Consider the following 17,120-nt stretch of genomic DNA (forward strand, 5'->3'; position numbering starts at 1 on the left):
AATATTACACCACCGCAGGATGATAGTAGACGACTTAAAGGCATACAAAAAGTTCACGACGAGTTATTATGTAAATGAAGGGTTCCGCATTACTGCCGCTGTAATGATTCCCGTGTTGCTTTCTTCCTATCTTGGCCACCTGGCCATGGGAATTACGTTTGTGCTGGGCGCACTTTGCACGAGCAGCGTAGATACTCCCGGTCCCATACACCACCGCAGAAACGCCATGCGCATCACCATTCTTCTTATTTTCCTTGGCGCCATTATCGTGGGTTTTACTGTGAGGGTTCCGTGGCTGATGGCAATTGAGCTGGCCCTGTCTGCGTTTACTTTCTCGATGATCGGCGTATATGGTTTGCGCGCTTCTTCAATTGGTGCGGCGGCGCTTTTACTGCTGGTATTGAACATCGATGATAATTACACCACCAAAGAAATATTCATAAATGCAGGGCTCGTAGGTGCCGGGGGCATCTGGTATTTTCTCTGGAGCGTTTTGCTGAACAGATTGCGGCCTTACAAGTTGGCCCAGCAAGCAATTGGCGATTCCATTTTATCGCTGGCAAAATACACCCGCATCAAGGCTTCTTTGTACAATAAAAATGTTGATTACGAAAAAGCATACAAAACGTTGCTGGAAGAACAGGTGCATATACACACCAAACAAAACCTGGTTCGCGAAGTGTTGTTCAAAACGAGAAGCATTGTTAAGGAAACAACGCATACGGGTCGTGTGTTGTTAATGACCTTTCTCGATTCGGTTGATCTTTTTGAACGCATTATGACCTCTCAGCAGGATTATAAGGCGCTGCATGATTGCTTTGATGATGACATGCTGCACAGGTTCCAGGTGATTATTTTACAAATTGCTTCAGAACTTGAAAACATAGGCATCGCATTGCAGGAAGGCACAAAGTCAGTTCCAAATGACGACCTCACACAGGCGCTTGAAGGACTTAAAACGCACTTTTCTGAATACAGGCACCAACATCTCAACGAAACCAATATTGAAGGGTTCATCAGTTTGCGACACATACTCGACAGCATCGTCGACATTCGCAATCGCTTGCTGACAATGCACCGTTATACGCGGTATGATAAAAACCTGAACATTGAAAAAGACGCCACGCTTGACTATAACCAGTTCGTATCACATACAGAGATCAGCACAAGACAGTTTTTCACCAACATCAATTTTCACTCAAACATTTTCAGGCATTCATTACGGGTGAGCCTGGCGATGCTGGCTGGATTCTTTTTGGCAAAAGCAATAGCTGTTGGCCATGGCTACTGGATATTGCTTACCATACTGGTTATTTTAAAACCAGCGTACAGCCTTACCAAACAACGGAATTTTCAAAGACTTGCAGGAACGGTCATTGGAGCGGTGATAGGTGCCACAACCCTGTACTTTTTGAGAGACAGGACGGTGATTTTGGTGGTGTTGATGATCATCGGAATGTTGGGTGCATACAGCTTGCTGCGCCTCCAATATTTTATAGCGGTTATTTTCATGACTTTTTACATACTGCTTGCATTCTATTTCCTCAAGCATAATGACTTTCAAAGGGTCATTCAGGATCGCGTAATTGATACCGCGATCGGCTCTGTTATTGCGTTTGCATTTGTAATGCTTATTCCGCCGAAATGGGAGCATGAGCAAATAAAAAAATTGCTTACAAATTGCATCAAAGCAAATGCTGTTTATTTCAACGCAGTTGCACAAGTATTTACGGGCAAAGACTTCAACAGTTCTCAGTATAAATTTTTCAGAAAAGAAAGTTTCGTAGCATTAAGCAATCTTTCAGATGCTTTCCAGCGCATGCTTTCCGAGCCGCGCAGCAAGCAGAAAAACAGTATGCAGATTTATCAGCTCACAGTTTCCAATCACATACTGGCATCGCACATTGCAACGCTTGCTTCTTATGTTTTTAGTTTTGGGCAAAAGCATGTTTCGATGGATTTTCTTCCACTTATAGATGATAGCATATCTCATTTTGATAACACAATCGCAATCCTCGATGGCAATAGTGTAAGCACGCAGGATATGACGCAGATACAAAAAAGCAAATACATTGTGAGAAATAAAGTGGAAGAGCTGTTATCGCAGCGTGTACAGGAACTTAAAGCCGGATCATTCGATACCGACACAAGGCATCAATTGTCGCAATTGAAGACCATCACCGATCAATTTGAGTACGTGCACAAAATTTCCATCGACATGGAAAAAATTGCGGGAAAATTTAATACTGCGTAAATTCAACCCTTCGACAAGCTCAGGGTGACAGCTCCCTTAGGCTGTCAGGCTGAGCTTGTCGAAGCCCGTCCGACCGGTCATCCGGGCGGGCCTTGTCAAACAGGAACGATAACCGTTATAACAAATGAAGGACTGTCACATATTATTAATCAAATGCGCCGACCGCCAGGGCCTGATCGCCAATATTACCGGCGTTTTGTTTCGCCATAGTATAAACGTAGTAGTGATGAAAGAATTTGTGGAGCCCGAAACCAACACTTACTTTTCACGCCTCGAGTTGCTGGGGCCGCTTGATGTTGAATTAATAAAAACAGAACTGCTCAATACCCTTCCTGCCGATACAAAGCTGATGATCCATCCAAGGAGAAAGAAGGATATTGTTGTGCTGGTGACAAAGGAACATCATTGCCTGGGTGATTTACTGGTGCGTCATCACTTTGATGAGTTGCATGCAAACATCAAAGCAGTGATTGGTAATTATGATGTTTTGAAAAACTTTACCGAAAGGTTTGATATACCGTTTCATCACATAGATCACGAGTTGTACGATAAAGAAGAGTTTGAAGCAAGAGTGATTGATGCCATTCAGCAATACCATCCCGATTATATTGTGCTGGCGAAATTCATGCGCATTCTATCGGGAAATTTTGTGGCGAAATTCGAAGAGAAGATCATCAACATTCACCACTCTTTCCTACCAGCGTTCATTGGTGCCAATCCCTATAGAAAGGCCTACGAACGCGGCGTTAAACTAATTGGCGCTACGGCCCATATTGTAAACAACGACCTTGACGAAGGCCCGATCATCACACAAAAAACGATACCCGTTGATCATGAGCATGATGTAAAAGGCATGCGCGAAGCGGGCCACGAAATTGAGAAGTCTGTGCTGGCCGACGCGTTGAAACTCGTATTTGATGACAGAATATTCGTGATGAACAATAAAACGATCATCTTCAACTAGAGGGCACGCAGATGACACTGATTAGACTGATTTACACAGATCAGCGCAAATCGGTCTAATCAGCGTCATCTGCGTGACAATTTAATGTTTGGAGCCTTAGTGAACCTTAGTGTCTTAGTGGTAAATCTTGTTATTTCACTTCTTTAGAGCTGCCCTCAAAAAACAAATTCACCTCCGGATCTAGCACAAAAGCCTGGGGCCTGGTGTCACAAGAGAAAGTAGTAACAGTCTTCGTGTCTCTAACGTCGATTTGCTTAATCTCCGATCCTATTTTTATTTGTAATGGAAAATCAAAAGCCTTTGTTTGTTGTTGCAAAACAGTAATCGCAATTTCTTTTTTATTCGCATCATATTTCCATGAAACATCAAGCACAGGATGCTCTTTTGTGTACAACCATTGCTGGAAGAAAGGCTTCAAATCTGTGCCGCTTACTTTTTCAAATACCGCCCGCAAATCATCAGTGTTCGCATTCTTGCCGCGATAAGTACTGTAATATTCTTTGATTGCTTTCCAGAAGATATCATCCCCCAGTTTTCTGCGAAGCATATGCAATACCCAAGCTCCTTTTTGGTAAGAAAACGCATTCAACAGACTCACATAGTCGCTCGTTGGATTGATGATCGGCGCATTTGTTCGCTTTGAAAATTTTATTGCCTTGTTGCGTTCATCAGTTAGTTTCTCGTCAAGTTTGGCTTTGCCATATTTTGCTTCGAGGTATAGGTCTGTGAAATAAGTAGCAAAACCTTCACTCAACCACAAGTGCTCAAAACTTTTTTCTGTAACAGTATTGCCAAACCACTGGTGCGCGATTTCGTGAGCAAGTAACGGCTCGTTGCTGCCATTGCCGGTAAGTGTTCCCTCACCATAAAAAATAGCACTTGCATTTTCCATGCCTCCAAAGCGTGTAGTGGATTGTACGTTAGCGAGCTTTTTATAACTATAGGGCCCAACATTGGTGATGAACCATGTTAGTATGTCTTTCGCCACTGCATAATCATAAAAGCCTTTTGTACGGTCCTCTGGATATATCCAACTATACACAGGAACGCAATTTACATCGCCACTGTGCTGTACCGCAAAATCTGCAAGCCCTATCACCATTACTTTTGTGGGCAACTCAACAGTTTCTTCGTACTGCGTAAGTTTTAAATGATTGGGCAAATTCGTTTCTTCTTTTACCAATCCATTTGAAATCACCTGGTAATGGTCCGGCGCAATAACAGTGAAAGAAACAGCGGCTTTGTCGGCAGGCGTATCGTTGCATGGAATCCAGTAGCGGGCACGATTCGGCCAATTGTCAGCAAAAATGGTACGATGACCGAATTTGTTTCTTGCAATGATCAATCCATCTGCAGGAACGCCTTGATAGGTTATGGCAATTGTTTTCTCTGCACCAGCTTCTACTCTGTTTGAAAAATTGACAGTGATATTATTTTCCTGCGATTGAAATTTCAAAGTCTTATTACTCTCCTCCACGCTCGTCACTGTCATTCCTTTCCCAGATTTTTGATCAAATACAACCAGGTCAAATGAAACATTGTCACATTGCTGTAATGCCTTAAAACGTATCGTTGCTTTGCCTCGTATGATATCCGTGGTGTCATTTACATTCAGTTCAAACTGGTATTGCTGCACATCAATTTTTTCATGTTGTGCAAATAGGTTGTTTGAAAGTAAAAGGAAAATAGCCAATGATTTTTTCATAGGGGGAAAGATAAGAAAAGTAGGGACGCGTTGAACGCGTCTCCGCTAACACCAAAACAATGCAAAAAAAATTGGGCAATTGTTGCCATTGAAAGCAGCAGGTTGATATGGTAGCAGGAGACGCGTTCAACGCGTCTCTACGGCAGGCACAAAAAAAGCGCTCCGAAGAGCGCCTTTATATACTTTACAATCTCACCTACTAGTGATGGTGATGATGTTCTTCTGTCATTTTTACGAAAGCTTCCTGAGTGATTGGAGTGTCAGTTGCAGCAACTTTTTGTTCAGCAGCTTCAAACACTTTATCAGTTTGGATTCTGTGGAAAGTATCTTCAACAAATTTTCTGTCTTTCATCATTCTTTCTACATAATCATTCACCCAAGGCTGATCAAGGTCCATAGGAGCACCCATGCTGCCCATGTAGCTGAACAATTGAGCTTTTGCCGCTTCGCGGATATCTTCAGGCTTTACTTCGATGCTGTGATCTTTAACCAATTGGTCAACGATCAAAGTCCATTTCAAAGAATTAGCGAAAGAAGGGTATTCAGCAGCAACTTCGTCTGAAGTTTTAGGTTTTTCGCCACCTGTTTCCATCCAACGTTTAAGGAAGCCTTCAGGGAATTCCATTTTAGTTTGGTCGATCAGGTAGTGGTACAGTTGATCGTAGATTTGATTACGAGCCTGTGCATCCCAATATTTTTGAATGTCTTCTTTAATTGCGTTGCGAAGATCAGCTTCAGATTTGATCTCTCTGCCAGGGAAAGCAGTGTTGAAGAATTCTTCGTTGAATTCAGCTTTTTCAATCAAACCAACTTTAGTGATTTCAAGTTTGAAGTGTTTCTCGTCAGCAGTTTGACCCTTTGCAAGACCAAGATCATTCAGGATCCACTCTTTTTCAGTTTCACCAAAAGCTTTGCCCAATTGTAAAGAAACAGTATCGTTTGCTTTTTTACCGATCAGGTTTTTGCGGAAATCTTCAGCGAAGTATTTTACCAAAAGAGAATTGTCTTTTCTTACACCGCCTTCCAGTTCGTTACCTGCAGCATCAGTTTCAATGAAAGTAACGTTCAACACGTTATCGTCACCAGTTACAGCTTCAGGATCTGTCATTTTACCGTGACGTGTTTGCAAACGCTCAACTTCGTCGTTGATCATTTTGTCAGTGATCTCAACATTATAGCGTTTTACTTTAGCAGTTCCAAGATCTGCAGCGTTTACCGCAGGTTTCAGACCTACTTCAAATGCGAAAGTATATGGAGCCGGATTGTTTACATCCAGATTAGCGGCATCGTTTTCTGGCAAAGGCAGAGGTTGTGCAAAAATTTCAAGCTTTTCATTTGTCATGTAGTCCGTAAGTTGTTTTTCAACAGAGCGAAGAACTTCTTCAGTAAATACAGACTGGCCATACATTTTTTTAACCATTCCTACAGGAACCATTCCTTTACGGAAACCTGGGATGTTAGCCTGTTTGCTATAGTTTTTTAAAGCTTTCTCGAAAGAAGGTAAATAGTCGGTTTTTTCCACCTGAACAGTGATCTTGTCATTCAGCAAACCGATATTCTCCCTGGAAACAGTAGCCATATTGCACTAATTTTAGATTTTTAATTTGGGCTGCAAAGGTAGTTATAATTAATAATTAATAAAGAATAATTAATAGGGCAACCTGCCTTACAAAGAGATGCTCAGATTTGCTGAAAATTAAAAGGACCACATTCTTTAATGAATGCAGCCCTCTTAATTGTTAATTATTAATTATTAATTAGTTAGTTCTACTTGTCATTCAGTATCAACAACGGAATATAAGTGCTATGAAGCATTTCCTTTGTATGCTGAATTTTAAAAATGCGGGCGAAAAAGCTATGGCGATGCGCCACCATAACGAGGATTTGTGAATGATTTTCAAGCAGAAAAGTCATCAATCCTTCCTCCACATTGTTATTGATGTGGGTGTAGAAATTGTGGTCGATGCCTTCAAACACCTTATTGAAATTGGCAACACATTGATTGTAAGCCACTGTTGAAATCTCTTCCTCCACTTTTTTAATATTGACAATCTGGAGCTTTGCGTTAAAATCAGTGAGAATAGTTTTTAAGGTTTCGAGTCCAATTGGATTTAATTTGTAGCTGAAGTCAGTAGCATAGGTCACTGTTTGGACGGGCTCAAAAAATGAGCCGGGGGGAATGGCCAAAACGGGGATCTTTGAAAGGCGGGATGCTTCATCTGCCGTACTTCCGATCAGTTTTTCCATTCCGGAAGCATATTGTTTCATTCCTAAAACGATAAGGTTGACATTATTTTCTTCAGCCGTATCTATCATAGTGGCGGCAGGAAGACCGACACTTACAATGGTTTGAATTTCAACGCCTGGTACGAGTTCAGTCAATCTCTCAGCTTCCTTCTGCAGCTCTTTTTCGTTCTCATGCTGAATATCATCAAAAGGCGTAAATAGGTAAGGTACCTCACTTACAGGTGTGGGCAATAGATAAACGTGCTGCAAAATAACCATTGACTGTGAGGATTTTGCAAGCTTGACTCCATACAAAGCAGCGTTCTTTGAGCTTTCGGAATAATCCACTCCAATTAGTATTGTTTTCATAATGCATCGTTTGCTTATAAAGTTACAATCGAAAGGCCTGCATGGTTTCTCAAAAAATTAATTTTTAATAAATTATAATTATAAATAATCTAATAAAAAATGGCCGACTGTTTCACTTTATTTATAGATATTGGGATGATTTGTGATAAAATGAAAGAAAAAGTGCAATTTTATTATTAATTTTCTGTCTAGATACATAAATTATATAAATAATTAATGTGTTTGGGCCAAATGACTGTTAAAGTTGTTAGTAGGTAGATGTTACTTGTTAGGCTTCCGAGCCACTTCTTTACTAATAACTAACAACCAACAACTAACAACTCATAACGATCCTCGCCGTCTTCGAAAACAATAATTGAACAGGAAAAAAGACTTGCATGCGTCACGCGTTTCAATTTAAGATCAATTTTACGTCCGGCATCATTTCTCCGGCGTATTTACAATATTTGTTATCCGCGGTAAGAGAAGCGGGTATCGCTTATGTGCGCTTTGGTTTGCGACAACAGCTCATCATCGATGCGTCACATAAAGATTATGACAGAATGGTTACGGCCCTCAACAAAAGAGGCGTTACCTATGAAGTCAACCGCGACGACTATCCAAATATTCTGAGTTCCTATGCAGCCGAGGAAATATTCATCCGCGATACATGGCTAAAGGAGAATATTTACAAAGACATCTTTGCGCTCTTTGATTACAAGCCGAAACTGAAGGTAAACATCGTGGACAATAACCAGACTTTTACGCCGATGTTTACGGGCAATATCAACTGGATCGCTTCTACGCAGCCCCACTACTGGTTTCTCGTGCTGCGATTCCCCAAAACAAATGTGTTTTTTCACTGGCCGCAGCTGGTCTATACCAACGATATCCCGCGCCTATCTAAAAAAATAGAAAATGTTATTTTTCAGAATAACACTTTGTACTACGAAAACATCGAAGCTGACGGGAACGTTCTCTATAAAACGATCTGCGACGAGTTTGCGGTCATTTCAAAACCTGTAGAAGAAAGCCTTGTGTTGCCGGATTTTAAGTTGCCTTACTACGAGGGATTCAACAACTACGGAGATAAGCTTTGGCTGGGTATTTACAGGCGCGAAGAACTGTTTGCTGTGGATTTTTTACAAAATGTCTGCGGCATTTGCATTGCCACCAACATCAATCAGCTGTACGCTACTACCTGGAAGTCGATCATCATAAAAAACATTTTGCCAAAGCATCGCGATCTGTGGGATTGTTTGCTGAACAAATACCGCATCAATGTGCGCCATGCTTCCAATGAATTGAACTGGCAGGTAGAAGATGTGAGCGAAGACGGATTGAACATCAAGCGTCATGTGATCCGCCACTTCGACAAAGATGATGTGCGTACGTTTGGTTTGTGTTTTGCGGTAAAAACGCATCCGAAGTCCGGCGTATTTGGTTCCATTATTATCAAGCGGCAAATGAGTGTGATTCGCAACCAGGTGAAGGCATTGGATAAGTTTGAGATTTTATACACGCCTAATTTTAACCCCAATTCAAAAGAATATATCCATTTCCGCGGCGATGTGCCAAAGGAGCAACTGGGCACGTATCTTATTTCGCTTTGCAAATATTTCTACGAGCTGCAAAGCATGAAGCCAGACTCGGCCTGCAACCTGTATGAATCACAGATCGAAGAAGCCGCGAGAGATATTCTGCATCAATGTCCTACATGCATGACGGTGTACGATGCCAACATTGGTGATGTAAACAAAAATATTGCTTCGGGAACGTTGTTTGAAGACCTTCCGTTAAACTATTCCTGCTCACTTTGTAATACACCTGCAAGAAAATTCATCGCTATTGAGCGATCATCGTTTGAACCAAAAAATTAAAAGGGAAAATTAAGAGAGAGAAAAAAAGTGCGGGTGATAGGAGTCGAACCTACACGCCTCGCGGCGTCAGATCCTAAGTCTGATGCGTCTGCCAATTTCGCCACACCCGCGCTAAAAACAAGAACTGTTATTTGGGAGCGCAAATGTAGGGGGCTTTTGTTTAACAAACAAAAAAAGTTGTTTGTTATTTGTTTTTAGTTGTTAGAAAAACTTTGTCACGAGCACTCACATTGGCACTCAGGGTGATTTTTTTGCATCGGTAAAAAACTAATTCCTAATTCCTAATTCCTAATTTCTACCATGTTTTCGCTAAATTCGTTCCATAAGCTATTGAATGGATACTGTAGAAACGATATCGAAATATAATCTTAGTGACGAGCAGGAAAAGAAGCTTATTCTACGAGAATACCGTGCCCTGTTAAGATCATTGAAGCCCAAATTGAAACATGGGGATAAGGAACTTGTGCGCCACGCCTTTGAAATGGCGGCCGATGCCCATAAAACCATGCGCCGCAAAAGTGGTGAACCTTACATTTTGCATCCGCTGGCCGTTGCGCAGATTTGCGTAGAAGAAATTGGCCTGGGTGTACGCTCCACTATTTGTGCCCTTTTGCATGATACTGTTGAAGATACCGACATTACGCTCGACGACATTGAGCGTGAATTTGGCACCGAAATAGCCCGCATTGTTGACGGACTTACAAAGATTTCCAACGTTATTGATGTAAACGCCTCTCAGCAGGCGGAGAATTTCAAGAAAATATTGCTCACGCTTACAGACGACCCGCGTGTGATACTTATTAAGCTGGCCGACCGCCTGCATAATATGCGCACGATGGAGAGCATGAAGCGTGAAAAGCAATTGAAAATTTCCTCGGAAACCATTTACGTGTATGCTCCTTTGGCTCATCGTATGGGGCTGTACAGCATAAAGACGGAGTTGGAAGATCTGGCCATGAAATACATGGAGCCCAGCACTTACAAGGAAATTGCAAAAAAACTTGCGGAAACAAAAAGGGAAAGAACCCGCTATATCAACGAGTTCATTCGTCCTATTAAAGAAAAGATGGAAGCGGCCGGCTTTAAGTTTGAAATTTACGGCCGTCCGAAAAGCATACATTCCATTTGGAACAAAATGCGCAAGAAAGGTGTGGACTTCGAAGAAGTGTATGACCTTTTTGCCATCCGCGTTATTCTTGATTCGCCGCAGGATAAAGAAAAAGAAGAATGCTGGAAAGTATATTCCATGATCACCGACGAGTATACGCCTTCTCCGGAGCGCCTGCGTGACTGGCTGAGCAATCCAAAGTCAAATGGATATGAGGCTTTGCACACCACTGTGATGGGCCCGCAGGGTAAATGGGTGGAAGTGCAGATACGCACGCGACGCATGAATGAAATTGCAGAGAAAGGTTTGGCCGCACACTGGAAATACAAAGAAGGATCTGGAGATGAAGGACGTTTTGAAAAATGGTTCCAGCAAATTCGTGAAGTGATCGCCAACCAGGAAACGGATTCAGTTGACTTCCTGCAGGATTTCAAAACAAGTTTTCTCGCCGAAGAAATATATGTGTACACACCAAAAGGTGATGTGAAAATGCTGCCGACAGGCTCTACTGCCCTGGATTTTGCCTTTTCTATTCATAGTGCCGTTGGTAGTAAGTGTATTGGCGCCAAAGTGAACCACAAGCTGGTTCCCATCAGCCATAAATTAAGAAGCGGTGACCAGGTAGAGATCATTACTTCCAATAAGCAAAAGCCGAATGAAGATTGGTTGAACTTCGTTGTTACTGCCAAGGCGAAAAGCAAGATCAAGGATTCGCTGAAAGAGGAGAAAAGGAAAATAGCGGAAGAAGGCAAATACACTGTGCAGCGGAAGGTAGAAGGCATGGGTGCAGGATTCAACCAAACAAACATCGACGAACTTACTTCTTTCTATAAACTCAGTTCACAACTTGATCTGTTTTATAAAGTTGCCACCAAATCAATCGATTTAAAAGAGCTGAAAGATTTTCACGTTCTCGGCGACAAACTGGAGGCACCGAAGCCTCAAAAGATAGTGCAGGAAATCAAATTCGATCAACCGCAGCATGCCGCTCTGAATAAAAAGGACACAGAGCTGATCATTTTTGGAGAGAGTAGCGACAAGATTGTTTATCAGCTGGCGAATTGCTGCAAACCGATTCCGGGTGATGACGTATTTGGTTTTGTGACAACCGGCAAGGGTTTGACAATTCACCGCACCAACTGTCCGAATGCGGCGAAACTATTATCTAACTACGGCCACAGGGTTGTAAAAACGAAGTGGGCCAAGAATAAAGAAATTTCATTCCTTACCGGTGTTAAAATTGTCGGCCTCGACGATGTGGGCGTTATCAACAAAATCACCAATCTTATTTCCGGTGAACTAAAGATCAATATCAACGCACTTACCATTGAAGCGAAAGAAGGCATGTTTGAAGGAAATATTCGTGTGTACGTACACGATAAAGAGGAGCTGGACGAACTGGTAGTGAGGCTTAAGCAGCTAAATGGTATTGATACGGTGGATAGGTACGATACCGAAGGACTGCCACAATAATTGAATAACTGAATGGTTTGCGTGACACTCACGAACAATCACTTGAACCACTCAGTTATTCAATTATTCAGTTATTCAGTTACTGCAATATCCACATCTTCTGATTGAAATCATCACTGCCTTTGAATTGCTCCGAAATGGCAGCTTTCACATTGTCTGCATTGTAGTCGAGCTCTTTCTGCGGATACATCCATCTTACAGGGAATGTCGTTGCAGGAACATTCAGGTTAGATTTTGGGTTCAAAGTAAACGCAGGGTAACCGGTACGTCTGTTTTCGAACCATGCATAGAAATCTGAATTCTGGAAAAAACCTGCGATATATCTCTGCGAAATGATCTGCTGAATTTGGTTTTCCGTGGATCCCGTAAGCGCTACAGTTGCAGGGAATGCGCTGATATAAGAATCTGTCATTGCCATGCCATGCGCATAAGTAGTTGGCGTGTATTTCGCCATGAATGACATAGAACTTTTGATTCCATTCTCATAATAAGTCTGCGCACTTGTGCCGCTGATCCATCCGCGAACAGCCGCTTCTGCCAATATAAACTGAAGATCCCAATAGTTCATAAGTCCTATCGGCTCAGCATTGTACAGATCCACGTAACGTTTGTTTACGTTGCAATAATTACCTGCATTGTACTGGTTGATTGTTGTCGAGAATTCATCAGCAGGTTCTACGCCAACATAAGCATCAAAATCAGACGCCGTTTTGCCCCCGGTGATCTTTGCTGTTGCCGGTTCTGCAATGTAGAACAAACGTCTGTCCAGCGTAGGTTTCATCAGATTGATCAATGTAGTTGACAACATTGGATAGTTGATGAACGAGTTAACCTGTGCAGGCGTGTTGCTCCATGGATAACAATATCCCGCAGAAGAATTGTACGTTACCGCAAAGTTGTCGCTAAAATCTCTCATCAATGGACGCGCCATAACTGCATTGAACTTTGAAACCACTTTCAAGTCAGCGTCGTCTGTTTTCTTGTAAAGGTTGATCAGCACACGCAACTGGAAAGTGTTTACCAGTCTTCTCCATTTATCAACGCTTCCTGCATAAATAAAATCACCAGTGAAATCTGTGCCTTTTGCCAGTAAAGAATCAGCCTGGTCGAGTTCGTTTAATATGCCAATGAAGACATCTTTTTGCTTATCGTATTTTGGTTGGATTACTCCAGTGGATCCCTTAATAGCTTGGGAGTATGGAATGTCGCCTACCTGCATAGTTGTTTGAAAAAACTGCCACGCACGCACGAAATGTCCAAAACCCGCATAAGAATTTTTCAATTCCGGAGAGGTAGCATTCGCGATCATTGGCTCAACATCACGCAAAACAACCATTCTGTCGTAGTTCGTTCTGGTAAGTTGATTGTACTGATTCGCACTCGCTAACTCCGCCCATGCAAGATATTTGTCCAACGTAAAAGGCTGACGGAAATCCGTCGCTGTCTTGATATCCTTCGACGTAACAGAAGTTAAAATGTTTGTCGCAAGCCACGCTGACGATGCAGAAGATGGCTTGTCGGGATTGGTATTGATACTATCAAAGTCCTTTGTGCAGCTGCTAAAACCAATGCCTGCAACCAAAGATGCTATTATAGATGTTTTGAAAATATTTCTAGTCATTATTTGCTGTTTTAAAAAAGGGCCATGCAGATTGTTACACCGCCGCATGGCGCTATCATGTTTCATTTTAGAAGCCTACCTTAATGTTTGCACCCACCATGCGCTGTGCAGGAGAGTTCATGTTTTCGTTATCAATATCCGGATCAGAATATTTAAAGTTGGTAAGCAGCAACAAATTCTGTCCTGTTACAGAAACAGAAGCGTTCTTGATACCAGACTTTCCTAACCATGATTCAGGAATTTTATAACCGATAGATACTTCTCTCAATTTTATGAAGCTCTTGTCCATGATACCGTGCTCATATGAGTTACCCCATGAACGCATGTAGCTTTGGTAGCTTACTGCAACATCGTTTGGTGCATACTGGCGGGTATCGTTGGTAATGCGACCGTAAGCATCGTATGTAACATCTCCGCTTACTACTTTAACACCCTTGCCCACGTAGTTCTTCAAGCCTTTAACCACTTCATCAAAGCGGTATTCATTATCTGTTTCAGGTGCTGAACCGGTGTCAAACATTTTGTTGTAAACGTAATCGTACATCACACCACCAATGCGTCCGTCGATGTTAACACCGATCAGGATCTTGTCTTTAACAATAAAGTTGTTGATGAAACCAAAAGTGAATTTCGGATCTGTATAACCAAATTGTTCTGTGAACTTGCTAAGCAATGCCAAACCACCCTGGTGTATCATATTGCCTTGCGGATCTCTCAATGCGTGTTCTGGCTGCGCATACACATCCATGCGGTTCTTTGATTTTGTCCACAAATTTTTTGCAGAATAAACCGGATCAATGTCAACATAGTATCTGTGCTGTGTAGCAAAGTTGATCATGGATTGCCATGTAAGCGTTTTGTTTTTAAGAACAGTACCATCCAAAGTCAACTCCCAACCTCTGCGTGCGAATGTTTCATTTGTATTGATAAGCGTACTTGCGTATCCTGAAGACGGAGCAATGGTTTGCTTGATCTGGTTGTTGTAATACAGTTTTGAATAATAAGCTACATCGGCATGCAATCTTTTTCCAAACAAATAAGCGCCGGTACCTACTTCCCATGTGCGGGTAGTTGTTGGCAACAGGTTAGCACCAGCAAGATTGTCCGGAGTGGCAGCGCTTGAGTTTCCCCATGAGTTGGAAATAGTGTATGACAGGTTATTGGCATAAACATCAAGCGGCGTTTTTGTCATCGTCCATGAACCTCTCACTTTCCAAAGGCTCAACCAGTCTGGCGCTTTGAAAAGTTCTGATAACACAACACTGCTCGCAACGGAAGGATAGAAATAAGATCTTGCATCGGCGGGTTGAGTGGAGCTCCAGTCGTTTCTTCCGGTTACATCAAGAAAAGCAATATTGTTCCATGAAGCAGAAACTTTTCCGTACACACTGTTCATTTGTTTTGACCATGTACCGTAGTTGGTTACAATGGCATCTACACCAGCAGTTGTTGAAGCAACAGCATTCGCCAGGGAATACCATCCTGGTACAGCCAAACCATTTCTTGTTTTAGCACCAAGTTCCCTGGTTTTGTAGTAGAACATACTTCCACCACCCAAGGCGTCAAATTTCCAGTTCTTTACCTGTTTGTTATAGGTAAGAATCAAATCACTGTTGATACTATTTCCCCAGCTTTCGTTCATGCCATACAAACCTTTACCACTGAAGGCAAAGCTGAAAGTGTTACCGATGGTTGCACCGTTGGTAGAGTTGATACCGGCAGGATTTTGGATCTGATCTTCGTTTTTATAATAGTCGTAACCGTTTCTGAACATCAACTTCAAATCCTTCGTAAACGAATAGTTCATTGTTAACGCAGCATTCAATTTGTTTTGTTCAGTGCTTCTTAGTTTTTCATACGCGATCAGATAAGGGTTGTCGTACCATGCATTGTAAAGCCAGTTCTGCTTTACGTTTGGAGTAACCCAATAATCTTTGTATTGACGGATATCGTAATCAGGCCCCGTCCACATTAATATTTGGTAAATGTATCCCTGCGTGCCGTAACCACCGCCCCATAATTGCGGAGCTGTAGTACGTGTGTAACCCATGTGGCTCTCAAGGCTGAATTTATCACCAGCTTTTAATTCGCCGCTCATGGTGTAGTTCAGGATGTTCAATTTCTGATTAGGAAATTGTCCTTTATTGTAGATGTGGTTTAGACCTGCTCTGAAGAAACCATTTTTACCACCTTGCGTTACGCTGATGCTGTTGTTTGTAACAAGGCCGGTTTCCATGAAGTTCTTAAGGTTGTCCTTTCCGCTTGATACCAGCGGCATGTCTTCATTTTGTTTGGTGATCGGGTTCCATTGTACAGCTGTGCCGCCGATATCCAGTTTTGGTCCCCAAACGTAGTCAGTGGCAATTTTTCCGTTCAAACCATGACCATATGATGTTTGCGTTTTAGGAATTGCGAGATAACCCAGCGTAAACATTGTGTTGCTGTTTACGTCTACGGTAAGGCGATTGTCTTTTCCGCGTTTGGTGGTGATCATAACTGCGCCGGCAGAACCACGTGCGCCATACAACGCAGCAGCAGTAGAGCCTTTCAGCATGTTGATGCTTTCGATGTCGTCGGTAGGAATATCACGCAACGTCATGTTGCCGTAAGGAACACCATCAATTACGAGCAGCGGACTTTCTCCACGCATTTCCAACGTTGGCACTCCATTGAACTCAGTTGAGTTTTTTACTACCAAACCAGAAACCTGGCCGGTAAGTGAAGTTCCAAGATCTACGCCCTTCACGGTTTGCAGCGCATTTCCTTTTACGGCCTGCGTTGCGTAACCCAGCGCTTTTTCTTCACGCTTAACGCCCAATGCAGTCACCACAACTTCTGTAAGTTGTTTGGAGGCTGTTTGCAATTGCACGTTCAAAGAAGTACGTGTGCCAACAAATTCTTCCTGATCGGCATAACCAACGGAAGAAAAAGTCAGAATCGATTTTGTGTCGGCAATGCTTATCGCAAAAGTTCCATCCTCTTTTGTCATTGCCGAGTTGGCGCTTCCTTTTTCAGTAATGGTTACTTGCGGAATGCCATGATTGTTGATGTCTGTTACTACCCCGCTCACTTTAATGCGCTGTGCAGCGGTAGAAGTTGCTTTAACATCATCATCAAGTTTTTTGGGTGAGGGCTGGTATTCTCCAATCCTGCTCTTATCTACTATCGTGTAGTAGTTAGGCTTTACATAGAGAAATACGAGATCGCTGGGATACAGCACGCCTTTCAAGACGTCCTCAAGAGATTTTCCGGAAAGGTTTGTCAGGTTGTAGGTTGTTGTTTTGTTTTTAACAACCTGTGGATCGTAAACAAATTCTGCTTTAAATTCCTTTGTAATCTTCTTTAAAGCATCGTTTACAGAGACGGCTTTCTGGGCATGGGCCTGGCTGCAGGCAATCAATAGCAATACAAGCAACCGCTTAAAATAGCGTCGTGTCATACTAGCAGTGTTTTTACGTTAGATAAAATGAATGAAATTTTGTTTCAAGGAGATACAGTGACGGAAACACAAAAAATTACCCCAGCCTTTTGAAAAAATAAT

The 17,120-nt window shown here is 42.2% G+C and carries 9 protein-coding genes and 1 tRNA gene; 4 read left to right on the forward strand and 6 right to left on the reverse strand.

From position 1 onward, the window contains the following. The first annotated feature begins 19 nt into the window (after positions 1-19). Together KTO63_RS04650 and purU are read left to right on the forward strand one after the other, a co-directional pair. Positions 20-2,254: an FUSC family protein gene (locus KTO63_RS04650; RefSeq protein ID WP_217790026.1), complete on the forward strand. Its 2,235-nt coding sequence runs from the start codon at positions 20-22 to the stop codon at positions 2,252-2,254. Between the two features lie 124 nt (positions 2,255-2,378). Then, a complete protein-coding gene (gene purU / locus KTO63_RS04655) occupies positions 2,379-3,218 on the forward strand; it encodes a formyltetrahydrofolate deformylase (RefSeq protein WP_217790028.1) in 840 nt (279 codons plus the stop codon). Positions 3,219-3,348: 130 nt separating this feature from the next. Here the strand turns inward: purU and KTO63_RS04660 are convergent, their stop codons facing one another. From KTO63_RS04660 to KTO63_RS04670, 3 genes are all read right to left on the reverse strand, one after another. Continuing rightward, positions 3,349-4,923, reverse strand: a complete 1,575-nt coding sequence (locus tag KTO63_RS04660; RefSeq protein WP_217790030.1) for a M1 family metallopeptidase — start codon at positions 4,921-4,923, stop codon at positions 3,349-3,351. A 199-nt stretch (positions 4,924-5,122) separates the two neighbouring features. Next, positions 5,123-6,502, reverse strand: coding sequence for a trigger factor (gene tig, locus KTO63_RS04665; RefSeq protein ID WP_217790032.1), 1,380 nt, complete (start codon positions 6,500-6,502; stop codon positions 5,123-5,125). 188 nt (positions 6,503-6,690) lie between these two features. After that, entirely contained in the window at positions 6,691-7,518 is an 828-nt protein-coding gene (locus tag KTO63_RS04670; RefSeq protein WP_217790036.1) for a universal stress protein, read from the reverse strand. Between the two features lie 377 nt (positions 7,519-7,895). On the opposite strand from KTO63_RS04670, the gene KTO63_RS04675 reads away from it, so the two are divergent. Then, a complete protein-coding gene (locus KTO63_RS04675; protein ID WP_217790038.1) occupies positions 7,896-9,377 on the forward strand; it encodes a rubredoxin in 1,482 nt (493 codons plus the stop codon). Between the two features lie 28 nt (positions 9,378-9,405). Here the strand turns inward: KTO63_RS04675 and KTO63_RS04680 are convergent. After that, positions 9,406-9,487: transfer RNA gene (locus KTO63_RS04680), tRNA-Leu, on the reverse strand. Between the two features lie 224 nt (positions 9,488-9,711). Here KTO63_RS04680 and KTO63_RS04685 point away from each other — a divergent pair. After that, entirely contained in the window at positions 9,712-11,958 is a 2,247-nt protein-coding gene (locus KTO63_RS04685) for a RelA/SpoT family protein (RefSeq protein WP_217790040.1), read from the forward strand. Positions 11,959-12,037: 79 nt separating this feature from the next. Here the strand turns inward: KTO63_RS04685 and KTO63_RS04690 are convergent, their stop codons facing one another. Both KTO63_RS04690 and KTO63_RS04695 read right to left on the reverse strand, forming a co-directional pair. Beyond that, complete coding sequence (locus KTO63_RS04690; RefSeq protein WP_217790043.1) at positions 12,038-13,579, reverse strand: SusD/RagB family nutrient-binding outer membrane lipoprotein; 1,542 nt, start codon at positions 13,577-13,579, stop codon at positions 12,038-12,040. 67 nt (positions 13,580-13,646) lie between these two features. Beyond that, positions 13,647-17,018 (reverse strand): SusC/RagA family TonB-linked outer membrane protein, encoded by a 3,372-nt coding sequence (locus KTO63_RS04695; protein WP_217790045.1) that lies wholly within the window; start codon positions 17,016-17,018, stop codon positions 13,647-13,649. Between the last annotated feature and the right edge of the window lie 102 nt (positions 17,019-17,120).

The organism is Pinibacter aurantiacus (assembly GCF_019130065.1).
GTDB classification, from domain to species: Bacteria; Bacteroidota; Bacteroidia; order Chitinophagales; family Chitinophagaceae; genus Pinibacter; species Pinibacter aurantiacus.

What these genes read in the sequence shown, in the direction of transcription:
- KTO63_RS04650 (WP_217790026.1), top strand. Translation starts at nt 20, where the DNA reads ATGATAGTAGACGACTTAAAGGCATACAAAAAGTTCACGACGAGTTAT.
- purU (WP_217790028.1), top strand. Translation starts at nt 2,379, where the DNA reads ATGAAGGACTGTCACATATTATTAATCAAATGCGCCGACCGCCAGGGC.
- KTO63_RS04660 (WP_217790030.1), bottom strand. Translation starts at nt 4,923, where the DNA reads ATGAAAAAATCATTGGCTATTTTCCTTTTACTTTCAAACAACCTATTT.
- tig (WP_217790032.1), bottom strand. Translation starts at nt 6,502, where the DNA reads ATGGCTACTGTTTCCAGGGAGAATATCGGTTTGCTGAATGACAAGATC.
- KTO63_RS04670 (WP_217790036.1), bottom strand. Translation starts at nt 7,518, where the DNA reads ATGAAAACAATACTAATTGGAGTGGATTATTCCGAAAGCTCAAAGAAC.
- KTO63_RS04675 (WP_217790038.1), top strand. Translation starts at nt 7,896, where the DNA reads ATGCGTCACGCGTTTCAATTTAAGATCAATTTTACGTCCGGCATCATT.
- KTO63_RS04685 (WP_217790040.1), top strand. Translation starts at nt 9,712, where the DNA reads ATGGATACTGTAGAAACGATATCGAAATATAATCTTAGTGACGAGCAG.
- KTO63_RS04690 (WP_217790043.1), bottom strand. Translation starts at nt 13,579, where the DNA reads ATGACTAGAAATATTTTCAAAACATCTATAATAGCATCTTTGGTTGCA.
- KTO63_RS04695 (WP_217790045.1), bottom strand. Translation starts at nt 17,018, where the DNA reads ATGACACGACGCTATTTTAAGCGGTTGCTTGTATTGCTATTGATTGCC.